Source organism: Nocardia sp. NPDC046473 (assembly GCF_040645995.1).
Lineage (GTDB): Bacteria > Actinomycetota > Actinomycetes > Mycobacteriales > Mycobacteriaceae > Nocardia.
This window is the reverse complement of record NZ_JBEYZJ010000005.1, coordinates 60790-83058: the sequence shown is the minus strand read 5'-3', so window position 1 is coordinate 83058 and position 22269 is coordinate 60790. Positions and strand designations below refer to the sequence as shown.

The window sequence follows — 22269 nt, the reverse complement described above, 5'->3', positions numbered from 1 at the left end:
TACCGCAGTGCGAAAACCACCACATACACCGATCCGAGGAGGAACGCCGTGGGATCCATGCTGAGTTCGGAGGAACTCGACGACATCGTACGCAGCGCGGTCGCTTTGGCGCTCGCCGTCGAACTCGACGACGTGACGTCGGACAAGTTGCTGATTCCGGAGCTCGGCGCGGAATCAATCGACTTCCTGGACATCACGTTCCGGCTCGAGCAGTTCCTGCCGATCTCCGTGCCACGCGACGACCTGAACGAACAGGCCGAGGACGTGTTCGGCGCCGGAGCGGCGGTCGACACCCTCCGCAGGCTGACTCCGCTCGGCGCCTACCTGGTGCGCGAGCGACTGCTCGGGGTCGATCTGAGCAAGGTCGAGCCGGGAATGCGCGTCGAGGATGTTGCCGCGCTCTGGACGGTGCACACCTGGGGTGGCCTGTGCCAGCGCCTGCTCGACACCATCCCGGAGCAGTGCCCGCTGTGCGGCGGCGGCCGCACCTTCCTGCGCAACGAGGATGGCGAGTTCCATGCCGAATGTGACAGGTGCGCAACCGAACTCACCGCGACCCCCGGCGACGAGCTGAACCAGCTCTGGTTCGAGGAGATCCGGGATCTGGACGAGGTGGCGCGGCTGCTCGAGCAGAGCCGGGCGCAGGCCGCCGCAGCCGAGGCCGCGACCGCCCAGGCGGGCGAGCCCGCGCCGGTCAACGCTGTCGCGGAGTGACCGGTGTGCGGCGCGGCGCGGCAACGACGGGTGGTCATCACGGCGGCGGAGATGGTGACGCCGCTCGGCTGGGATGCCGAGACGACCTTCCGCGGCCTCGTCGACGGTCGCTCCGGCGTGCGCACCACCTCACGATTCGACGCATCCGGACTCGGCTCACAGGTGGCCGGCGAGGTCGATGACGGGTTTCTCGCCGCGGCGACGTCGGCGGGATATCTGGCGGGCGTCGAGGACCTGTCGAGCACGGCACCGCGCGCGGTGCAACTCGGCCTCGCGGCCGGCACGGCCGCGAATCACTGTGCCGGGCTGAGCGATACGCCCGCAGAGCGGTTCGGGGTGTGCGTCGGCACCTCCGGCCAGATGTACGACATCGGCGCACTGGACGGGCTGATCCGCAGCAAGCAACTCGCCACCGGTACGGCGGAGCCCGGCCAGGAGTTCGTCGGCCTGCTCGCCGCGCAACGCCACAGCATGCGCAAGAATGCCAGCGCGGCGGCGCTGGCCAATGCCTGCGGTGCGGCGGGGCCGACCATGACGGTCTCGGCGACCTGTGCTTCGGGCACCCAGGCGATCGGCGAGGCCACCCTCTGGATCCGGGAGGGCGACGCCGACGTGGTGCTGGCCGGTGGCTGCGATTCGCTGCTCAGCTTCCTCGGTATCTCATCGTTCGACCTGCTCACCGCCTTGGCCACCCGGTTCAACGACCGGCCTGCCGCGGCGAGTCGTCCGTTCGACCGCAGGCGATGCGGCTTCGTGATGGGCGAGGGCGCTGCCTTCGTCGTGCTCGAGGAGTTAGCGCACGCGCTCCGGCGCGGCCGCGAACCGCTCGCCGAGGTGGTCGGCTACGGCGCGTCCTGCGACGCCTACCGCATCACCGACAGTCCGCCGCACGGCGAGGGCGCCGTGCTGGCGATGTCCGGTGCGCTCATCGACGGCGGGCTGCTTGCCGAGGACATCGACTACATCAGCGCCCACGGCACCTCGACGCTGATCAACGATCGCGCCGAAACACGGGCCGTGCACAAGGTTTTCGGGGACCGGGCGACATCGATACCGATCAGCTCGCAGAAGTCGATGATCGGTCACACGATCGCCGCCGCCGGCGCGATCGAATGCGTCACCTGCCTGTACGTGCTTCGCACCGGCCTGATTCCCCCCACCATCAACTACGAATACCCGGACCCGGACTGCGATCTGGACTATGTGCCGAATACGGCTCGTGCGCAGCAGGTTCGAGTCGCGATGAGCAACTCGTTCGGCTTCGGCGGCCAGAACGCGAGCATCGTGCTGCGCCGCTGGCCCGGCCCGGCGGACGGTAACGGTCATGGGTGAACGTGTGGTGGTGACCGGTGTCGGCGCGGTGTCCGCGCTCGGCAATGATCCGCGGACGCAATGGCATGCGCTGCTGCGCGGCGAATCCGGCGTCGCCCCGCTGCACGGCCTCGCCGAAGCCATCGCGCTGCGCGACGAGGTCGACCGGCCGCGGGCCGCGGGCCGGGTACACGGTATCGAGCCACGAGATTGGATCACCGACCGTAAGGGCGCGCGGGCCATGCGGCTGCACACGCACATGGCCTTCGCGGCAACCGGACAGGCCATGACATCGGCGAAGATACACCCGGGCAACATGAACGCCGACGCGACCGGAATCACGCTCGGTGTCACCATGATCGACTACGACATCGCCGATCTGGAACTGGCCGCACGGCGCTCACTGCACGATCCGAGCGGCTTCGACATCGACCAATTCTGCCGCACCGGGTGGCGCGCCATCTCCCCCATGGTCTCGATCGTGATGCTCAACAACGCCACGCTCTGTCAGATCGCCATGCAGTACGGCCTGCACGGGCCGAACGCGTCGTTCAGCCCGTTCGGTGAGGCGGGCGGGCAGGCCATCGGTGCCGCACTGCGCATGCTGCAGGAGGGCGATGCCGAGGTCATGCTCGCAGGCGGGGTCAGCCCGCGGCTGAATCTGTCCGCACTGCAACGCATGCTCTACCTCGGCATCGTCGCGCAGACCACCGATCCGGCGGCCGGCTCGTGCCGGCCGTTCGATCGGGACCGCACCGGAACGGTGCCCGGCGAGGGCGCTGCCGTGCTGGTGCTCGAGACGCTTCCGCACGCCAGGGCCCGAGGTGCGCACATTCTCGCCGAGGTACTCGGTCACGGTGCCGCAGTGGGCATTCCGCCCGGGCCGGAGCCGCACCCGCCGCGCCAGACCATCGAACAGTCGCTCGCCGCGGCGCTCGACGACGCCGCGCTGACCCCGGACCGGCTCGGCTGCGTCTACGCCGACGGGCCGGGATTGCCGACCGGCGATGCCGTCGAAGCGGCCGCGATCAGCGCCGTACTCGGCAATCGCGCCGCCGATGTCCTCGTGACGTCCGCCAAGGGCGCCACCGGCCATCTGCTGGCGGCCGCGCTGCCGCTGCACAGTGTCTTCGCGGTGTGCGGCCTGGCCGAACACTATGTCCCGCCGATCGTCAATCTTCTTCATCCCGAACCTGATTCGGGCCTGAGCCTCGTGCATGCCGGTCCGCGCCGGATCGACACCGGCCATGCCGTGGCGTGCCTCGCCGCCGGGTTCCAAGGACAGAGCGAATGCGTCGTGTTCGGCGCGTTCGAGGCGAAGGGGACCTGATGCGATTCCTGCTCTACGACCGGGTGCTGGATGCGACCAAGGGTGAGTCCATGGTCGCGGTGAAACATGTCTCGCTCACCGAGGACCATTTGGCTGCGGGCTACGCGGGTCGCAGGCTGCTGAGCGGTTCGCTGCTGCTCGAGTCGATGGCCCAGGTGGCAGGCTGGCTGGTGCATCTGAGCACCGACTTCACCGTCTCGGCGTTCCTGTGCCTCATCGATCGGGCCGAGATCGTCGGCGAGCTCCCGCCGGGCCGGGCACTGCGGGTCGAGGCCAGAATGCTCGGCCTCAGCAAGCGCTGGGCGCAGCTCAGTTGCGCGGCATACGACGAAACAACGCCCATCGCACGCGTTGCCCGGCTGAACTACGTCCTGCAGGATATCAATGACCCGGCCGAGGTCGCGGCCGAGGAAAACCGGTTCCGCTACTACTCCGGCTGGTCGCTCGACCGGATCCGGGCCGTGCCGACCGGGCCGGTGCCCCGGTGAACCGCGTGGTCGTAACCGGGCTCGGCGCGGTGACCCCGATCGGGCTCGGCCGCCGCCGATTCTGGGACAACCTGGTCGCGGGCACCTCGGGCGAGGCGCCGATCACGCTGTTCGACGCGTCCGCGCTCCCCACCAGGATCGCCGCCGAGGTCGCCGAATTCGACGTGCACGACTACTGGGACGGCCCCTTTCCCCCGGAGCTGCGCGCCGACCGGCAGGCCCGCTTCGCACTCGCGGCCTGCGCCATGGCACTGGCCGACAGCGGCCTCACCCGGGCAGGCGAGCCGATCACGGCGTGGTCGGCCGATCGAGTCGGCTTGGTGATCGGCGCGGGGCTCGGCATCGTCGGAATGGCCGACATCGCCAGGCATCTCGACACCGACGGCCGTTTCCGCCTGCCCGCCCCGCTGGCCGACGAGGCCACGATCGATCCGGTGTCGCTGATCCGCGACCCGCAGGACTTGGTGATCGGACTGCTGGCCGGACATCTCGGCGTGCGCGGACCGACCACGGTGATCACGTCAGCCTGTGCCGCGGGCGCACACGCCATCGGCACCGCGTTCCGGCTGCTCCGGCGCGGCGGCCTCGACGTCGTGCTGTGCGGCGCAATGGATTCCATGATCAACCCGCTCGGCATGGCAGGCCTGGTCGCGCTCGGCGCACCGTCCACCGACAATCTGCCCGGCCGAACCGGGCGTCCGTTCGACGCGACCCGAACGGGCTTCGTGGTCGGCGAGGGGGCAGGCATGGTGGTGCTGGAGACCGAGACACACGCCCGCCGCCGGTCGGCGCCGTGGTACGCGGAGGTCGCTGGATTCGGCAGATCCCTTGACGCACATAGGTTTACCGAGCCGCACCCGGCCGGCGCGGGCGCCGCGCTGGCAATGCGTGCGGCGATGGCCGATGCGCACGTGTCCCCGGCACAGGTCGGGCTGGTCAACGCGCACGGCACCGCCACCATCCTCAACGATCGGGTGGAGACCACCGCGATCAAACACGTCTTCGGCAGTGCGGCAGCGCAACTCGCGATCACCGCGAACAAGTCGATGACCGGCCATCTCATCGCCGCCTGCGGCGCCGTGGAATTCATCAGCACCGTGCTGAGCGTGCGCACCGGCACCGTGCCGCCGACCGTCAACTACCGCCACCGCGATGCCGAATGCGATCTCGACTACGTGCCCGGCAAGGCACGGCAGCTGTCGGTAGCGGCCGCACTGACCAACTCGTTCGGCCTCGGTGGGCAGAACGGCAGCCTGGTGGTGCGCCGCGCCGCCGACGACGCGATGACACCAGTCTGAGGATGGGATCGGCGCACATGCACGTGCTACTCGTGAACCCCGATGTCAGGGACAAGAGCGTGATCTACGGCAACCGCATGCTCAATCCGGTCCCGGTCAACCTCGCCTATCGCGCGGCCATGACCTCGGTCGAGCACCAGGTCACGGTGATCGACGAGAACGCCACGCCCATCACCGATTTCGCCGACTTCGCCGATGTCGACCTGGTTGCCGTCACCTCGAAGTTCTTCGGCGAGCGCCGGACCGGCGAATTGGTCCGCGGTTTCGCCGACCTGGCGACTCCGGTCGTTGTCGATGGGTATTTCCCCAGCTACGACCCCGAGGCCGAGCGGATCGGGGCCGCCGCGATCATCCGCGGTGAGGTCGAGCAGGTGTGGCCGCAGGTACTCGCCGACGCGAGCCACGCCGGCCTGCGTCCGCGCTATCTCGGCGGTCCCGTCGACCTGTCGTCGCTGCCACAGTACGGTCCCGAGCACCTGCCGCCGCACGACTACGTCTTCCCGGTCGAGGCCACCAGGGGGTGCCCGTTCTCGTGCAACTTCTGCATCGAGACCCGCTATCACCACGAGGCCTTCCGCACCCGCCCGATCGATCAGGTGCTCGCCCAGATCGACGCGCGCACCGGCGATTTCGTCCAGTTCTCGGATATCAACATCGTGGGCAACCCGCGCTACGCGCGGACACTGTTCGCCGAGCTGGAACCGCTGCGGGTGCTGTGGGGCAGTCAGGCGACGATCACCATCGCCCAGCGGGCGTCGCTGGCGGAGGCAGCCGGGCGGGCAGGCTGCATGCTCGTGTTCATCGGCCTGGAATCTGTGCGCCCGGAGAACCTGATCTCCTCGGACAAGGGCTGGAGCCGTCCCATCGACTACCGTGCGCACATCGCCCGTCTGCACGACGCGGGCATCGGCGTGATCGGCTCGTTCGTCTTCGGTTTCGCGGGCGATACGCCGGATGTTTTCGAACGGACCTTGGAGTTCGTCGTCGAGAACGAAATAGAGATCGCTCATTTCAACCCGCTCGGCAGCGGCCCGGGAGTTCCGCTGTACGAGGAACATCGGCGCGAAGGCCGCATGATCGATCCAGGCCCGGCCGGGCCCTCGCACCTGCGTGCGTCGGTGGCGCCGGTATCGATGACCGTCGGACAGCTCGAGGACGGCCTCGAATACCTTTACACCAGTACGTATTCCCGCGCGGTGACCCGGCAACGACTACGCCGCTACACCTCCGAACAGCCACTGCCCGGCCCGCAGTCCGCAGCCAAGAAGCGAGCCGTCATCGGCCTCAACCTGGCCTACCGGCGCGCCGTCGAGCGACACTATGGATCGGCCGTCGGCGCGGGTGGCTCCGGTACCCCGGGGGACTCGGAGCGCCGGTCGTGACCGCCGCGACGAGGCTCGCCGCGACATCGCTGCTGCTGCCTGCGATCTCGGGTGCGACGGCGATGACCGTCGGTGTCGATATCGCGGCGGTCGGTCGAGTGCGGGCACTACTCGCCGCCGGCGACGCGTTCGCCGAGGAGGTGTTCCAACCGGCCGAGATCTCCTACTGCGCCGGATTCCATGATCCGGCACCGCATTTCGCCGCGCGATTCAGCGCCAAGGAAGCCACCTTGAAGGCCTTTCAGGTCGGCCTCGGACTGCCACCGGCGCTGCGGCGGCTGCGCGATATCGAGGTCTGCCGGTCGACCGGAGCACCGCGGCTGCTCCTGCACAACCGTCTGGTGACGCTCGCGCGGCGGCTCGGCATCAGCGGTGGCGCACTGTCATTGAGCCACGACGGCGACTACGCCGTCGCCTACGTCTTGCTCGCGACCGAGGCGGTGCGCGGATGAACCGGCTCGGTGACAGCGTCGCGCTGGTGACCGGTGCCGCAGGCGCGTTCGGGACCGCCATCGCCACCCGATACGCCGAGGAGGGTGCGTCGCTGCTGCTGACCGATGTCGACGAGACCCGCCTGCAGGCGACGGTGAAAGCGATCGAAGCCATTGCCGCCGTGCCGATTACCGCGTGCGTCGCCGATCTGACCGACCCCGCCGACGTGACGCGACTGTTCGAACACGCCGACAAGACATTCGGCCGAATCGACATCCTGATCAACAATGCGGGCGGTGCACTGCGCTCGCCGTTGGTCTTCCACAACGACGCCGACTGGCACCGGATGCTCCGGGTCAACCTCGATACCGTCTTCTATTGCAGCAGGCAGGCGGTGCGCCGGATGCTGCCGCGGCGCAGCGGCCGGATCGTCAATGTCGCGTCGGCCCTCGGCTTGACCGGCGGCGCCGACGAAGTCGCGTACGCGACCGCGAAGGCGGCGGTGATCGGCTTCACCCGCAGTGTCGCCCAGGAGGTCGGCCGGCGTGGCATCTGTGTCAACGCCATCTGTCCCACGCTGGCCGACAGCGGCGTCAGCCGGGAGTATTTCGGCGGCTTCGACGTCGATATCCAGGCGGTCGCCGGCTATCTCGCCCGGCGCGCCGCGATGCCGCGGCCGATCGCGCCGGACGACGTCGCCGCCATCGCCGTCTTTCTCGGCCTACGAGAAAGCACATACCTCAATGGGCAGGCCATCCTGGTCGGCGGAGTGGGATAGGAGTACCCGTGCGGTTCCTCATGGTTGACGCGATCACCGAGCTGGCCGGCGGACGCCGAGCCGTCGGCGTGAAGAATGCCGCGATGAGCGAAGACTACTTCGCCGATCACTTTCCGCAGCAGCCGGTGCTGCCCGGCGTGCTGGTCCTGGAGGCGATGACCCAGCTCGCGCGCTGGCTGGTGATCACCGGCAGCGACTTCCACACGACCGTCGTGCTGAGCGCGGTGCAGCACAGCAAGTTCATCGATTTCGCGGTGCCGGGTGATCGACTGACCATCGAGGTGGACAGCCTCGACGGCGGTGTCGCGCCGATCCCGCCGGCCGAGCTCGACTTCCGCGGTACCGCGCAGGCACACGGGCGCAAGATCGCCACCGCGACCTTCCGCTGCCGCAGTTACCCGCTCGCGGAGTTCGAGGATCCGGAAAGTACCCGGCGGCACTATCAGGTGTTGCGGCTCAACGGCGCGAAGGTGAACGGCCAATGAGGCGCCGCGTCGCCGTGGTCGGTGCGGGCATACTGTCCTGCCTCGGCACCGACTATCGCGGGCAATGGCGGCGAATTCTGGCCGCCGAGACCGGATTACGTCGCCGGGATCGCGAAAGCCCGCCGGAGTTCGGCTATTTCGGCGCGGTCGACGATACCGAGTACGCGGTCGCACCCGCCGACCGCAAGCATCTCAAACGGCTGACCAGAGCGTCCCGGCTCGGCGTGTTCGCGGCCGATCTGGCGGTGGCCGACGCGGGACCGGTGTTCCACGCCGCGGCGGCACCGCGACGGGGAATCTACATCGGCTCCAACGAGAACGAGGACGAGCAGAATTACCTCGAGCGGTTCGCCCCGGTACTGGCCACCGCGCGGCGCGCGGACGGCACCCTCGACTACGCACGACTCGGCCACGCCGCCCTGCACCGCGCCAAGCCGGATTTCCTGCTGTCCGGGCTGCCCAACGCGGCGCTGTGCCAGATCACCATCCGGCACGAGATCTGCGGCGCGAACAGCACTTTGGTCGACGGTTCGGCAATGGGTCTGTGTGCCGTCGGCCGTGCCTTCCGCGCCGTGCGAGACGGGCGGGTCGACGTCGCGGTCTGCGGCGGAACCGATGCGGGCGCCGACGAATTCGCGCGTCTCGCACTGCGCGAATTCGGGTTGACCTCCGCCTGTGCGGCCGGTGCGCGGTCGGTCCGGCCCTATGACCGGGACCGCGACGGGTACATCTGCGCGGAAGGCGCCGCCGCGCTCGTCCTCGCCGATGTCGACCTGGCCCGCGCCAACGACGCGAGCATCCTTGCCGAGATCGTCGGTTTCGGTGCCGCCACCGATCGCGGGCGACCGCTCGCCCCCGACCCCGAGGGCAGTGGCGTCCGCGGCGCGATCATGCGCGCCGTCGCGGACGCCGACATCGATCCCGGACAGGTCGGCTTCGTCTACGGACACGGCGACGCCACCGCGGCAGGCGACCGATCCGAATTGCGCGGCATCGCGGAAACCCTTGCGCGCGAACGCCGGATCCGGCTCACCGGCACCAAGGCCGCCACCGGCCACATGGGCCCGGCCACCGACGTCGCCGAGGCGGCTTTCGCCTGCCTGAGCGTGCGCGACGGCGTCATCCCGCCGACGCTCAACCTCGATCGGCTCGACAGCGCCGCACGCGAGATCGACGTCGTCTCGGCTCGGCCGTGCGCACTCGGCGCCCGGTATGTGATCACGCTCAGCCGGAACGTGGACGGTCCCGAAGTCGCCGCGTTGCTGCTCGGCGCGCCGCAGGAAGAGAGGTGAGGTGCCATGTCAGAGGATCTCGCGGGACGCTCCGTCCTGGTAACCGGCGGTTCCCGGGGCATCGGCCGGGCCATCGCGCTGGAGTTCGCCGATCGCGGCTCGGACGTGATCCTGACCTACTGGCGCAGGCGTTCGGCCGCCCGCGAGGTCGTCACAGAGATCGAACGCAAAGGCAGGCGGGCGCTCGCGTTGCGCGTCGACGTCGGCGAAAGAGACCAGCTGAAGCGGCTTTTCGCAGATATCGGAACACAGTGGGGCGCGGTGGACTTCTACGTCAACAACGCCGCATCGGCCATCATGAAACCGCTCTTCGCACTGGAGACCCCGCACTGGCGCTACACCCTCGACACGAATATCACCGCGGCGTTGTTCGGCTGCCGCGCGGCGTACGAGTTGATGCCGGACGGGCGCGGCGCCATCGTGCTGCTGTCGAGCATGGGCAGCCGCCGCTACCTCCCCAGCTACGGCGGCCTCGGCGTGTGCAAGGCGGCGATCGAATCGATGGGCCGGTACCTGGCCGTGGAGCTCGCCCCCGGTGTCAACGTGAACACCGTCTGCGGCGGGCTCATCGAGACCGAGTCGGTCCGGGCGCTCGCCGGTGCGCAGGAGTGGCTGCGGCAGGCCGCCGCGGCCGGTCCGATGCGGCGGATCGGGCGGCCCGAGGATCTCGCCAAGGTCGTCGCGTTCCTGTGCACCGACGACGCGAGCTGGATCAGGGGCCAGACCATCGTGGTCGACGGTGGCGCCTGCCTGACGTCCGGATAACCAACGACGAGAAGGAGTTCGGCGTGCGTACCGTGATCGAGCAAACACGGGAGATCTACGACCTGACCCACCGTCAGATCACGCTCACCCCCGCCGGTCAGGCGATGATGGCCTATCTCTGGCGGGACTGGGGCGGCTACGTCGGCCAGCTCAGCTGGACGACCAGGGATCAGCTGCGCGGGCTGGTGCGGGCCACCGCATTGGCACCGCGCAAGGCCGGCCTCGATCTCTGTTGCGGCACCGGCGGAATCGCCCGCTACCTGGCCGAGAGCACCGGCTGCTCGATGACCGGCCTCGACTACTCCGAGCCTGCGATAGCCATTGCCCGGCGCGCCGCGACCGCCGTCGATCCGCCGATCCGATTCGATCATGGCGACGCCCGCGAACTGCCTTACCCAACTGGAACATTCGACGCGGTGGTGAGCGTGGACAGCCTCGTCATCGTGCCCGATCGGCATCGGGTCATCGCCGAATGCGCCAGAGTGCTGAAACCCGGCGGGCGCCTTGTCTGCACCGACGAGGTGCTGACCGGTCCGTTCCCGCGCGACCCGGACACGTTGCGCGCCTTGTCCGTCTATGGCCGCCTGTTCCCCCAGACGCCATCCGGGTATCGGCGACTACTGGCACACGCCGGTTTCGTCGACATCGAAATCCAGGACAGCACCGCGACGTTCGTCGCGATCAACCGACGTTGGGCCGAGTCGTATCGGCTGTTCGAGACCGAGGGGCGAGAGGTGCTGGGCGACACGCTCTTCGATGATGGCCTGGCCTTCTTCGACACACTCGGCGAGCAGGGATCGGCGGGCCGACTCGGACAGGTCCGGCTGCTCGCCACCCGCAGGCCCGGGTAGCCGATGTTCCACTCCGCAGGCCGAGCACGGCGCGAGCACGACACCACCACCATCCCCAACATTTCCGCACTTGCTGTGCTGCAGGGTGTTTCGAAGACGTTCGGTAGTGGGGACACCGCTGTGCACGCACTGGCCCGATTCGACCTGACCATCGCGGCCGGAGAATTGCTGGTGGTACTCGGCCCTTCGGGATCGGGCAAGACCACGCTGCTGAACGTAGTCGGCGGAATCGAAGCCCCGACCACCGGTTCGATCAGCGTCGACGGCCGTGCACTCACCGGCCTGGATGCGAAGGGGATGGCCGCGCTGCGCCGGGAATCGCTGAGCTTCGTCTACCAGTTCTTCAACCTCGTGCCGACCCTCACCGCCTACGAAAACATCGCCGTACTCGCCGAATTGACCGGCGGCGCGGTCCGTTTCCGGGTCGAGCGGGTACTTGCCGAGGTCGGACTGGCCGAGTGCGCGAACCGCTTTCCGGCCGAGCTGTCCGGTGGCCAGCAGCAGCGGGTCGCGATCGCGCGGGCGCTGGTGAACCGGCCACGGCTGATGCTGTGCGACGAGCCAACGGGCGCACTGGATCTGGACACCGGGCGCACCGTATTGACGCTGCTGCAGCGACTGTGTCACCGCGACGATCGCGCCGTCGTGCTCGTCACCCACAACCAAGCCATCGCGGCCATCGCCGACCGAGTATTGCGCATGCGCTCCGGTGACATCGTCGACGACGTGCAGCACAGCACACCGCTGGCGGCAAGCGAGGTCTCCTGGTGAATCGGCACCCCACGTTGCGCCGGAAACTGTTGCGCGACATCCAAACCCAATGGCCACAGTTCGCCGCGCAGACGATGATCATCGTGCTCGGGGTGGCACTGTTCACCGCGTCCTATGGCGCGTACCGGAACCTGACCGCCTCCTATACCGGAACGTTCGAGACGCAACGGTTCGCCGATGTCTGGGTGAGCGGCGGTGATTCGATCGCCATCGCGGCCGAGGCCCGCACCGTGCCCGGCGTCGCGGACGCCATCGTGCGCAGGCAGGCCGACATATCGCTACGCGTCGGCGCGGACAAGCTACGCGGTCGGATTGTCGGCATTCCGCCGGACCACCCACCCGATATCAACGCACCTACCATCCTGTCCGGACACTATCCGGCCGCGAACGAGGTACTGGTCGAGCACCACATGGCCGACCACTTCGGATTGCGCACTGGCGCAACACTCTCGGTACTCGGCCCCGACGGCTGGCACGACGTGCCGATCGCGGGCGTGGTGTCCTCGGCCGAGTATCTCTGGCCGGCCCGCAGCCGACTGGACATGTTCCCACTGGCCGACAACTTCGGCGTGATCTTCGCGGCCGAGCCATTGGCCACCGCGGTCACGCCGGACGCGACCGACCAAGCCCTGATGCGGTTCGCCGGAACGCCGGGCCCAGCGGTGGACCGGATTCGGGATATCGCGAACAGCCACGGGGCGCAGGAGATACTCGACCGCGCCGATCAACCATCGAACTGGTTGCTGCGCATGGACATCGACGCCTTCGGCCGCCTGGCCTACCTGTTTCCGCTGCTGTTCCTGAGCGTCGCCGGACTGGTCGCCTACATCCTGCTGAACCGGCGCGTCCGGACCGAACGTCCGGTGATCGGTCTGCTGCTGGCCGGCGGGATGGACCGCGCGACGATCCTGTGGCACTACCTGCAGTACGGCATCGTGGCCGGGCTCGCCGGGTCGCTCGGCGGAATCCTGCTCGGGCCGGCCGGATCCGGCGCCCTGAGCAGTGTCTACCTCCGGGCGATCGACCTACCGGCGTCGGCGGCGGTCGTCGAGGTCTTGCCGATCACCATCGTCGCCGGGTTGACCTTCGGCGTCGCGGCGGGCGCACTCGGCGCACTCGCACCGGCGCTACTCGCGTTCCGCACCCCGCCGGCGGCGGCCATGCGCGGGCCCGCACCACTCGGTTCCGGCCGAATCAGCCTGCTGGAAAAGGTGATTCCGGCGCTACGCCGACTTCCGGCGCGGTGGCTGCTCGTGCTGCGCAATATCGGCCGCAGTCCGCGCCGCACCTGGAGCACGGTACTCGGCACCACCTTGTCGCTGCTGGTCATCCTCACCTCCTGGACGATGCTCGACACCATGGCCTCGGCATTGGACGTGTCCTTCCATCAGGTGCAAACCGCCGACGCGCGAGTCGATTTCACCACGCCGGTCGATCAGGCCCGGCTGGCCGAGCTGACCAGCGCCGAGGCAGTGGTAGCCGCCGAACCCATGGTGCAGCTGCCGGTCACCATATCCGCAGGCGGACATACCTATTCGACCGCACTCATCGCTTTGCCGCGCGACACCACGATGCACGGACTTCGCCCCGTCGCCGGTTCCACTGTGTCCCGGTCCGACGGCGGCATTCTCGTCGGCAAGGGCATCCGGAACATGCTGCACGTCGGCTCCGGCGCCACCGTCGAGGTGAAAGCACCTGGCGTGCAGCCTGTTCAGGTGCCGATCGCGGGCGTGCTCGATGAACCGATCGGCACCTTCGCCTACCTTCCGATCGAACAGCTCGACGCAGTGGCGGGTGCGCCGGTGCCGGTCGACTCGGCACTGCTACGCCTCGCGCCGGGCACCGATCCCGATCAGCTCCGGCGCGAGCTGTCCGGCCGTCCCGGCATCGCGGCCTACGAGGATCTGGCCGAGCTGAACCGGCTGATCGACCGCTACGCCGGATTCTTCTTCGTGTTCGTCGGCGTGATGCTGGCGTTGGGCAGCGCAATGGCCTTCGCGATCATCTTCACCACCATGTCGATCAACATCGTCGAGCGTCGCCGCGAGGTCGGCGTGCTGGGTGCGGGCGGTATGCCGCCCGGGATGGTCGCCCGCCTGATCACCGGGGAGAACCTGCTGATCACGCTGCTCGGCATCGGACCGGGGCTGGCGCTCGGGGTGCTCGGCGGTCACGCCTTCCTGGCCACCTACACCAACGACCAGTTCCAGCTCGATCTCGTCGTCCGGCCGAGCACGCTGGGCATCGCGACGCTCGTGGTCCTGGCCGTCGCGACCGTGTCGCTGCTACCGGGGCTGCGTGCGGTTCGCGGCCTCGACCTGGCCGCGATCATGCGCGAACGGTCCGATTGAGCCGCCGTGCTCACCCACCCGGGAGGTGTGCTGATGAACCACTCCGCCTTCGTCACCGGCGGCAACCGCGGCATCGGCCTCGCCATCGCCCGCGAGCTCGCGGAGCGTGGCAAACCGGTGGCGGTGTCGGTGCGTTCGGGCGTGCCACCCGACGGATTGTTCGGTGTGCCGTGCGATGTCACCGACCAGCGGCAGGTCGACCTCGCGTTCGCCACCGTCGAGCAGCGGCTCGGCCCGGTAGACGTGCTGGTCGCGAACGCGGGCATCACGAAAGACGTGCTGCTGGCGTCGATGACCGAGGCCGACTTCGCGTCCGTGCTCGACACCAACCTGGTCGGCACGTTCCGGGTGATCAACCGGGCCGCCAAGACCATGATTCGACAGCGGCGCGGCCGGATCATCCTGGTGTCGTCGGTGACGGCACTGCTCGGTTCGGCGGGACAGACGAACTACGCGGCGTCCAAGGCGGGCATGATCGGCCTGGCGCGCTCCCTGGTGCGCGAACTCGGCGCCCGCAACATCACCGTCAACGTGGTCGCACCGGGATTCGTGGACACCGACATGACGGCTTCGCTGACACCGCGGTGGCGGGCCGAGGTGACCAAGAAGATCCCGCTCGGCCGCATCGCCTGCGCCGCCGAAATCGCCAGGGTGGTGGGCTTTCTCGCCAGCGACGACGCGGATTACATCACCGGCGCGGTAATTCCGGTGGATGGCGGGCTCGGCATGGGCCATTGACGACCGTGGCGCACGCCGTTGGCCTGTTGCGGCGCGCGGGCCTGCCCGGTGCCCACACTGTCGTCGAGCAACGCGATCAATCCGGTCTCGTAGGCCACCGCGACGGCCTGCCCGCGCGTGCCGACCGCTAGTTTCTGTAAGACGTGATGCACGTGGCTGCGCACGGTCGTCGCCGAAACCGACAGCTGCCGTGCGATTTCCGCGTTGGAGCGGCCGTGCGCGAGCAGTCCGAGCACCTCCGCCTCGCGGCGAGTCAGGCTCCCGGCCACTTGAATATCCAGGTTCCGGGTGACGCTGGAGGCGACCACATGGTCGAGCCCGCCCACGATCTGCGGTGGAACCACCAGCCGATTGCCCACTGCGACAACCCGAATGGCGCACAGCAGCTCGAACGGCGAGCAGCCTGAGGACAACAGGGCGCGCACGCCGGTCCGCACGAGCTTGACGGCGCGGGCCACATCCTCCTCCGTCATCACCATGATGACCTTCGAGGCCGCGACGATCTCCGCGAGACGATGCTTGCCTTCCACCGCGCCGACGAGCAGGACGACGTCGGGTGCATGTGCCTTGATCGCGCCGAGCAGGCTGTGTCCACCGGCAACGTCGTCTACGACATCAATATCCGGCTCGCGATCGAATTGCACGCACAAACCCGAACGCATCAGGGCGCTGTCCGCACAGACCACCAGGCGAATGGTGACCGACCGGTGCGCCGACATGCCCGTTCCTCGGCACTCGCTCACCGATCCGAGGATCGGTGCCGTAACGGGTTCGGTAATCGCGCCGCGAACGTGCGGCGCACGCCATTCCGCTTGATCAGTTCCATTGCGTGACAAAGCATCTCACGCTCCTATCGGTCCCAGCGAATGTTCACCAGGGTAGCACGTCAATGATGCATTACTTCGCAGTTTCATCCGGAATACATTGTGCAAATCAACGATTCTTCATGTGCATACTGTCGATTTACCCGAGCCCGCGCTGGAACCATTTCAATCGAGCGTCTTATCCTTTCGATCACCATACGTCTCGCGCACCCGAAGCAGCGCGGCGGCAATTTCGCGGCCTGCCGTTCCCAATAATGAGCTCAGCGTCGTGCGATCTACGGTCCAGCGCGGCAGGTGCTCGAGAAACTCGCCGACCTCGGCCATGGTCGTGATCAACTCGACTGCTCCGTCGCCTGCCGTGCTCGGCGCGATCCGCATTTGCAAAGTAATTGCGCCGCACCGTTTTCCGATAAGTCGAGCGACTACCGCCTCCGCGTAATTCTGCACCGACGGCCTCGGGTGCGCGCCGATCGCGCGCGGCGAAAGCACCAATCTGCCGAGCAATCCGATCCGCCGATACTCCGCGAACAGTGGTGATCGCACCGCCCGGCGCAACATGGCGTCCATGGCCGCCTCGATATCGGCCGCCCCTGACCGGTCGTGCTCGGCCGCTTCGATCGCCGCCCGGGCGAGCCCGGCCGCCATGTCATTGCGGTAGTGCGTGCGCAGCCAATACGCCATATCCGGTGCCGCGCGCGACATCTGCTCGAAGACCTCGGCCGAGATCAGCGCCGCCCCGATCGGGACGAGCGCATCGCTGAGTGCCTTGGACAGCGCGACCAGATCGGGCCGCAAACCACGCCCGGTACAGGTCAGGAAGTTGTCGATATCGCAGCGCCAGAAGCCGGTGAATACCTCGTCGACGCCGACCAAGAAGCCGGCGGCCGCGCGCTGATCCTCGATTTCATCGAGTATCGATTGCGGTATCTCGACACAGTCGTAGCCTTGCACGACTTCCAGCCAGACCAGGGCGATGTCGTCGCGCCGCAGCGCTTGTCGCAGCCCGTCGATATCGTCGATGTCGACCTCGACCACGTCGATCGGATACGGACTGAAGGCATGCTGATCACGGTCGCGGAAGAATGAACTCGTCCGGCTCACCGCCAGCGACATCGGGCCTTTGCCGGAATAGTTTCCCCGACAGGTGATCACCGTTGCGCGACCGGGCCGACAGCACAGTGCGGCGAGTATCGCATTGTCGACCGCGCTCTGCCCACTCACCGCGGGCAGCATGATCGGCAATCCGGTCAGTCGCGCCAACTCGGCTTCCAACCCGGGTGTTTCGTCGCCGGTCGTACCGGCCATCCGTATCGCTTCGGGCGACTGCACGTTGTGCCCGCGGAAAGCGGGACCGGTACCGGAAGCGAGGTCGGTATAGGTGCGCTCGCCGAGCCGATATGTGACGCCATCGGCCTGATCGAAGGTCATATTGATGGCCGCCAGATCGATCGCCCGGGTCTGCCAGGTGTTGCTGTGCAGGCGCAGGCGCGCACTGCGCGTAAATCTGTTGCGCCGAATCCGTGCTATCGCCGCACGCTCGTGGCGATCCGTCGGCCGCCAGCGGATCAAGGTCTCGGTCAACATCTGTGTGGCCAGTCCGTTGCCACCGAAGGTCGACACGTGCGCGATGCTGTCCATGGTGTTGTTCCAGAGCGCGAACATTTCGCGAGTGAACGAGACAGTGCCACAGGGCATCTCATTGCCGACCGTGACCTCGCCCAGCAGCACCAGGTCCGCCGCGGCCACCGACCCGCGTAGCGTATCCAGGGCACTCTCGTCGCCGAGCAGACCCCAGGCCACCACGGCGCCGCGCTCGCGGGCGAGCTCGAGCGCGGCGCGCACCGGGGCCGCGTCATCCGGCGCGAGACCGTCGGCGATCACGACATACGAGTCCCAGCCCGTATCGACCCGATGCAGAAATTCCTCGATGGCGCCGACAATCACCAAGCCGTCCGCGACCACCGCGTGCAGCCCCGGCACCGCGTGCCCGAACGCATACCGCGCGGTCGCGGTCGGGTCGAGCACCAGGATGCGGCACACCCCGTCGCCGGCAGCGCGATTATGCCGGTTGCGCAGGTACTTCAGCACCGTGCCGAGGGCCTCGACGCCGGAATTCACGAACACCGAATGCCATGCGGTTCCGGTGGAATCGCCGCGGCTGAACATCCGATGGAGCAGATATGCCGCAACAGCACCATCCGGCGGAACATAGGTACTCGCCAGCACCATGTTCGGCGACTTCACCGCGACCCGTTCGGCCAATATCGCACGGACCCGGTCCTGGTTACCGAAAAGTGCGGCCGGAATTTTCGGCCGCGCCCACCGCGAGTCTTCCGGAGCCACCTCGATCGGCATTGCCACGCTCCTTGCTGAACTCGAGCGAAGTGTGGCCGAAAGCCGCCGACCCCTTATCCGGGGCATGCTCGAGTCACGCCAGGATAGCGCCGGAATCACCGGCTGATCATCGGTCGAACGCTGATATGAATATCAACGCTTGTCGGAGCAGCACCATTTCGCTCGGCAGCATCGAGCTCAGCCGAGCGGCACATCCAGGATTGCCTTCTTGTGGCTGAACGTTTCCAGGGAATACCGCCCGTGATACTGGCCCATACCGCTGGCGCCGACGCCGCCGAAGGGGAGGTCGGCGTCGCGGAGTTGAGCCATGGGGAGGCCGAACGAGATTCCGCCGGAGGTTGTTTCGGTGGTCAGGCGTTCTCGGGTGGTGCCGGAGTCGGTGAAGGCGTAGAGGGCCAGGGGTTTGTCGCGGTCGTTGATGAATTCGATGGCGTGGGTGAGGTCTTCGACGAGGACGATGGGCAGGATCGGTCCGAAGATTTCCTGTTGCATGACCGGGGAATCCGGGGCGACGTCGGTCAATACCGTTGGTGCGATGTAGTTCTGGGCGCGGTCGTGCGTGCCGCCGGCGACCAGGCGGCCGGAATCCAGCAGTGCGACAAGGCGATCGAAGTGGCGTTGGCTGACGATCCGGCCGTAGTGCGGCGATGTCCCGGGATCTGAGCCGAACCGTGTCGAGATGGCCGAGGGCAATGCTGCTTCCAGCGCGGCGGCGGTCTCGGGGTCGGTGAGCACGTAATCGGGTGCGACACAGGTCTGTCCGGCGTTGGAGAACTTGGCGGCGGCCAATCGGGTAGCAATTTCGGTGAGGTCGGCGGCGCGGTCGACGAACGCCGGGGACTTGCCGCCGAGTTCGAGGGTGACCGGCGTGAGATGCTCGGCGGCGGCGGCCATCACAATGCGACCGACGGTGCCGCCACCGGTGAAGAAGATATGGTCGAACCGTTGGGCGAGCAGCGCGGTCGTCTCGGCCACGCCACCCTCGACCACAACCAGGGTGTCGGCGTCGAAGTAGCGCGGCAGCAGCCGAGCCAACAGCGCCGAGGTCGCCTGCGCGATATCGCTCGGCTTGGCCACCACGGTGTTGCCGCCCGCCAACGCGCCCGCGATGGGCGCGAGCAGAAGTTGCACCGGATAGTTCCAGGTGCCGATGACCAGCACCACGCCCAGCGGGTCGTATCGAGTGCTCGCGGTGGTCCCGTCGGGATATCCGTAGCCCGCCGTCGGGACCGATTCGGGAGTCAGCCACGACTCCAGGTGACTGAGCAGATGGTCGATCTCCCGGACCACGAAGTCGATTTCGTAGTCGTAGCACTCCTTTTCGGGCTTGTGCAGGTCGGTGTACAACGCGGCGGCGATATCGGGCCCGCACTCGGTCAACAACGCACGCAGCTGGCGAAGTTGGTGGGTACGCCAGGCCAGTGGCCGGGTGGTTCCCGCGCGCACCGGGACGCGAAGACGGGCCACCAGATCGGTCGGGTTCATGGATGCGGCTTCCTTTCGGACACCCGGACGCCGCACGCGATCGACGGTCGCCGAGCGAACCTCGATGGAGAAATGAGCCGAACAAGTCGCCATCAGTGTGCCAAGGCCTCGGTGATCCGGTCTATATAACGTTGGTATTGATCGACTATCGCCGGGCCCCGTCAGTCCGCATCCGCCTCACCTTCGAGGATCAGCGCGTGTGGTGCGGCGCGGCAAGCGGCCCAATAGTCCTCGCCGTACTCGGCGACACCTGCCGCCGACACAGTAGGGACCGTCCATCGCATGTTGACGAATCCGCTTGCCCTCGCCGCGATTTCATACGCTTGGCGGGACCACCAGTGTGCGGTCACGCTGAACTGCGCACCATTCGGCATCGCCCCGCTCATTGTGACCGGTGCACCTTCGCCGTCGGTGTCCTGCGTGATGGTGAATCCGTAGTGTGCGAAGTAGTCGCGGCCGAGCCCATAGTCCGGGTTCAACGTCATGGCGACGATTCGGCCGCCGGGGTCGCGCAGCGCCTGGCGCGCGGTCGCGAAGAACCCGGCGAGTTCGGTCGGCGTGGTCGCGTAGCACAGTACGTACACGGCGGTGACGAGGTCGAACCGGCTGTCCAGGAGGGGATCAGCCGCGGCGGCCGGATGCGCGGCATCGCGGAGAAAGTACTCGACAGTCGCCGGGCCTGCACTCGATTCCGCCCGCGCAGTGGCCAGCATTCCCTCCGAAATATCCACGCCCGCAACCGATGCGGCGCCCGCCTCGGCGTAGCGGCGAGCATAGAGACCTGACCCGCAGCCGAGGTCGAGCACCTCGAGCCCGGTCACGTCGCCCACGACTCGATGCATCGAGTAGCGCTCCAGGTGTTCCCGGAACGGCAGCTCTGTCGCGGAACGCTGATAGACATCGCCGAGCGTGTCGAACACGGACATGGGTGTCTCCTGTTCTGTGCGAATGCTATTCGGCGAATCCGGCCCGCGGCACTATGCCACGGCACTCCGATCGCGCGGATTCTCTTGAACCACAGTATTATTGATCAGCGCCGCGAACGCACCGAACACTTCGCCGACGGCACCGGCGGCGGCCGGGGACACGGCCTCCAGATTGAGGAATCCGTGAATGAGGCCGGGGTAGACCAGTGTGGTAACCGGTACGCCCGCGGTGGTGAGGGCGTGCGCGTAGGCGAGGCATTCGTCGTGCACCGGGTCGAACTCGGCGGTCGCGATCACGGCGGGGGCGAGGTCGGTGAAGTCCGTCGCCAACAGCGGCGAGGCGGGTGCGCGATCGCAGGCGGTGGGATCACTGGAGAGATAGAGCTCGGCGAAGTCGGCGGCTTCGCCCGCCGCCATCACATCACCGGTCACGTAGATGTTGTACGACGGGTAGTTGATGCGGTGGGACAGATCGAGATTGGGATAGGCGAGCAGCTGTCCGGCCAGCGGTCTGCCCTCATCTCGAAAGCCGAGGGCCACCCCGGCCGCCAGGTTCGCCCCCGAACTGTCCCCGGCCACTGCTAGATTCGCGCCACCGTACTCATCGATGTGGTCGGCGATCCATCGAGTCACCGCCAGGCAGTCGTCATGCGCGGCGGGATAGCGGTACTCCGGGGCGAGCCGATAGCCGGCGCTGACGACCACCGCGTCCAGGTCCCGGCACAGCCGACGAGCGATCTCATCGTGGGTGTCCAGATCGCCGTAAACGAAAGCGCCACCATGGAAATAGGCGACGGTCGGCACCCGTCCGGTTGTTTTCGGCCGATAGACCCGCACCGGCACACCGGCCAGATTGTCGTCGCCGATCGAGCTGACCCGCAGCGGCGGATTCGGCGACATGGCAAGCGCGAGTAGCGCATTGCGGGCCCGCTTCTCGGCGATGGTCAGTTCCCTGGCCGGCTTCGGCACGGCTTCCATCTGCTTGACGAGGATTTCAATGGCTGGATCCAGTGGCATGACGGTCCCCTTCAGTTCAGATAGGAGCGTTCGGGTTGCGTGCCGGTGATCCATTGATCCGGACCGGGCATCAAACGTTCGTCGTCGCACCCGATAATCGGCGTAACCACCGGCGCAGGCCGAACGTCGCGAGCTCTCGCCGGCACACCGTTCGGTCGATCGGCCTGCGGCAACGGACTTCTCGGGACGTCGAGGGTGACGTGGGTGAACTTGCCGTCCACCACGACGTAGTGCGCGGCAAAGCTGGTCGTTCTGACCTGACCAGGAACCAACGGCCCGGAGGCCAACCGTTTCACGGTCTCGAGCGCCACCAAGGTCTCCCGGACCCGCGCGTAGATATCGCGACCGTTCGCACTGACCCGGAGGCCATCGACGATCATGATCTCCAGCAGGCCGACATGAGTGTTCTGCAACCAGTGCAGGGTGTCCGACGCGCCACGGGTGAAGTTCACGCCGTAGATGTCGATCCGAACATTCTCGTGGTAGTAGCCGTCCACCACGTCGCGATAGTTACCGGAGTTGTACAGCTCTACGTATCGCGCGAACTCGTCTTCGTTCATCAGTCCGTCCTCTTCTCGAGAGTGGAGCGACCTGCCGAAACGGAATACAGCGACTAAGCGATTGCTTACCTCTAAGCGCTTGCTTAGTTTGCTATAGAGTTGCCATACTCGTCAAC

General features: G+C 67.4%; 21 protein-coding genes. 15 read left to right on the top strand and 6 right to left on the bottom strand.

The genetic code is table 11. From position 1 onward, the window contains the following. Positions 1 to 57: 57 nt before the first annotated feature. Genes ABZ942_RS18240 through fabG form a run of 15 tightly spaced genes read left to right on the top strand, consistent with a single transcriptional unit; the run spans position 58 to position 14986 of the window. Complete coding sequence (locus ABZ942_RS18240) at positions 58 to 714, top strand: acyl carrier protein (protein WP_357384545.1); 657 nt, start codon at positions 58 to 60, stop codon at positions 712 to 714. A 3-nt stretch (positions 715 to 717) separates the two neighbouring features. Beyond that, entirely contained in the window at positions 718 to 2046 is a 1329-nt protein-coding gene (locus ABZ942_RS18235; protein ID WP_357383358.1) for a beta-ketoacyl-[acyl-carrier-protein] synthase family protein, read from the top strand. Further along, a complete protein-coding gene (locus ABZ942_RS18230) occupies positions 2039 to 3355 on the top strand; it encodes a beta-ketoacyl synthase N-terminal-like domain-containing protein (RefSeq protein ID WP_357383356.1) in 1317 nt (438 codons plus the stop codon). The genes ABZ942_RS18235 and ABZ942_RS18230 overlap by 8 nt, the downstream gene beginning before the upstream one ends. Next, on the top strand, positions 3355 to 3843 hold the full coding sequence (locus ABZ942_RS18225) for a hypothetical protein (protein ID WP_357383354.1): 489 nt from the start codon (positions 3355 to 3357) through the stop codon (positions 3841 to 3843). Before ABZ942_RS18230 ends, ABZ942_RS18225 begins: the two co-directional genes overlap by 1 nt. Further along, positions 3840 to 5141: a beta-ketoacyl-[acyl-carrier-protein] synthase family protein gene (locus ABZ942_RS18220; RefSeq protein WP_357383352.1), complete on the top strand. Its 1302-nt coding sequence runs from the start codon at positions 3840 to 3842 to the stop codon at positions 5139 to 5141. The genes ABZ942_RS18225 and ABZ942_RS18220 overlap by 4 nt, the downstream gene beginning before the upstream one ends. Positions 5142 to 5158: 17 nt before the next feature. Next, complete coding sequence (locus tag ABZ942_RS18215; RefSeq protein WP_357383350.1) at positions 5159 to 6523, top strand: radical SAM protein; 1365 nt, start codon at positions 5159 to 5161, stop codon at positions 6521 to 6523. Continuing rightward, positions 6520 to 6975: a holo-ACP synthase gene (gene acpS, locus ABZ942_RS18210; RefSeq protein WP_357383348.1), complete on the top strand. Its 456-nt coding sequence runs from the start codon at positions 6520 to 6522 to the stop codon at positions 6973 to 6975. The genes ABZ942_RS18215 and acpS overlap by 4 nt, the downstream gene beginning before the upstream one ends. Continuing rightward, on the top strand, positions 6972 to 7733 hold the full coding sequence (locus ABZ942_RS18205) for an SDR family oxidoreductase (RefSeq protein ID WP_357383346.1): 762 nt from the start codon (positions 6972 to 6974) through the stop codon (positions 7731 to 7733). The genes acpS and ABZ942_RS18205 overlap by 4 nt, the downstream gene beginning before the upstream one ends. Before the next feature lie 8 nt (positions 7734 to 7741). Next, positions 7742 to 8218, top strand: a complete 477-nt coding sequence (locus ABZ942_RS18200) for a 3-hydroxyacyl-ACP dehydratase FabZ family protein (RefSeq protein ID WP_357383344.1) — start codon at positions 7742 to 7744, stop codon at positions 8216 to 8218. Further along, positions 8215 to 9510, top strand: coding sequence for a beta-ketoacyl synthase N-terminal-like domain-containing protein (locus tag ABZ942_RS18195; protein WP_357383342.1), 1296 nt, complete (start codon positions 8215 to 8217; stop codon positions 9508 to 9510). The genes ABZ942_RS18200 and ABZ942_RS18195 overlap by 4 nt, the downstream gene beginning before the upstream one ends. A gap of 6 nt (positions 9511 to 9516) precedes the next feature. Further along, positions 9517 to 10275, top strand: a complete 759-nt coding sequence (locus ABZ942_RS18190; RefSeq protein WP_357383340.1) for an SDR family oxidoreductase — start codon at positions 9517 to 9519, stop codon at positions 10273 to 10275. 23 nt (positions 10276 to 10298) lie between these two features. Next, the gene (locus tag ABZ942_RS18185; RefSeq protein WP_357383338.1) at positions 10299 to 11126 is read left to right on the top strand and encodes a methyltransferase domain-containing protein; all 828 of its coding nucleotides are present in this window, start codon (positions 10299 to 10301) and stop codon (positions 11124 to 11126) included. A 3-nt stretch (positions 11127 to 11129) separates the two neighbouring features. Next, entirely contained in the window at positions 11130 to 11897 is a 768-nt protein-coding gene (locus ABZ942_RS18180; protein WP_357383336.1) for an ABC transporter ATP-binding protein, read from the top strand. After that, on the top strand, positions 11894 to 14248 hold the full coding sequence (locus tag ABZ942_RS18175; RefSeq protein WP_357383334.1) for an FtsX-like permease family protein: 2355 nt from the start codon (positions 11894 to 11896) through the stop codon (positions 14246 to 14248). Before ABZ942_RS18180 ends, ABZ942_RS18175 begins: the two co-directional genes overlap by 4 nt. Positions 14249 to 14281: 33 nt before the next feature. Next, positions 14282 to 14986, top strand: coding sequence for a 3-oxoacyl-ACP reductase FabG (fabG, locus tag ABZ942_RS18170; RefSeq protein WP_357383332.1), 705 nt, complete (start codon positions 14282 to 14284; stop codon positions 14984 to 14986). On the opposite strand, the gene ABZ942_RS18165 is transcribed toward fabG, so the two are convergent. The 6 genes from ABZ942_RS18165 to ABZ942_RS18140 all read right to left on the bottom strand — a co-directional run bounded on the left by ABZ942_RS18165 (position 14932) and on the right by ABZ942_RS18140 (position 22153). After that, positions 14932 to 15705 (bottom strand): response regulator transcription factor, encoded by a 774-nt coding sequence (locus ABZ942_RS18165; RefSeq protein WP_357383330.1) that lies wholly within the window; start codon positions 15703 to 15705, stop codon positions 14932 to 14934. The genes fabG and ABZ942_RS18165 overlap by 55 nt on opposite strands. A 270-nt stretch (positions 15706 to 15975) precedes the next feature. Beyond that, a complete protein-coding gene (locus tag ABZ942_RS18160; protein WP_357383328.1) occupies positions 15976 to 18165 on the bottom strand; it encodes an aminotransferase class III-fold pyridoxal phosphate-dependent enzyme in 2190 nt (729 codons plus the stop codon). Positions 18166 to 18342: 177 nt separating this feature from the next. Continuing rightward, positions 18343 to 19650, bottom strand: a complete 1308-nt coding sequence (locus ABZ942_RS18155) for an aldehyde dehydrogenase family protein (RefSeq protein WP_357383326.1) — start codon at positions 19648 to 19650, stop codon at positions 18343 to 18345. A gap of 161 nt (positions 19651 to 19811) precedes the next feature. After that, positions 19812 to 20576, bottom strand: coding sequence for a class I SAM-dependent methyltransferase (locus ABZ942_RS18150; protein ID WP_357383324.1), 765 nt, complete (start codon positions 20574 to 20576; stop codon positions 19812 to 19814). A gap of 51 nt (positions 20577 to 20627) precedes the next feature. Next, a complete protein-coding gene (locus tag ABZ942_RS18145; RefSeq protein WP_357383322.1) occupies positions 20628 to 21593 on the bottom strand; it encodes an alpha/beta hydrolase in 966 nt (321 codons plus the stop codon). A gap of 11 nt (positions 21594 to 21604) precedes the next feature. Next, positions 21605 to 22153: a hypothetical protein gene (locus ABZ942_RS18140; protein ID WP_357383320.1), complete on the bottom strand. Its 549-nt coding sequence runs from the start codon at positions 22151 to 22153 to the stop codon at positions 21605 to 21607. Positions 22154 to 22269: the final 116 nt, after the last annotated feature.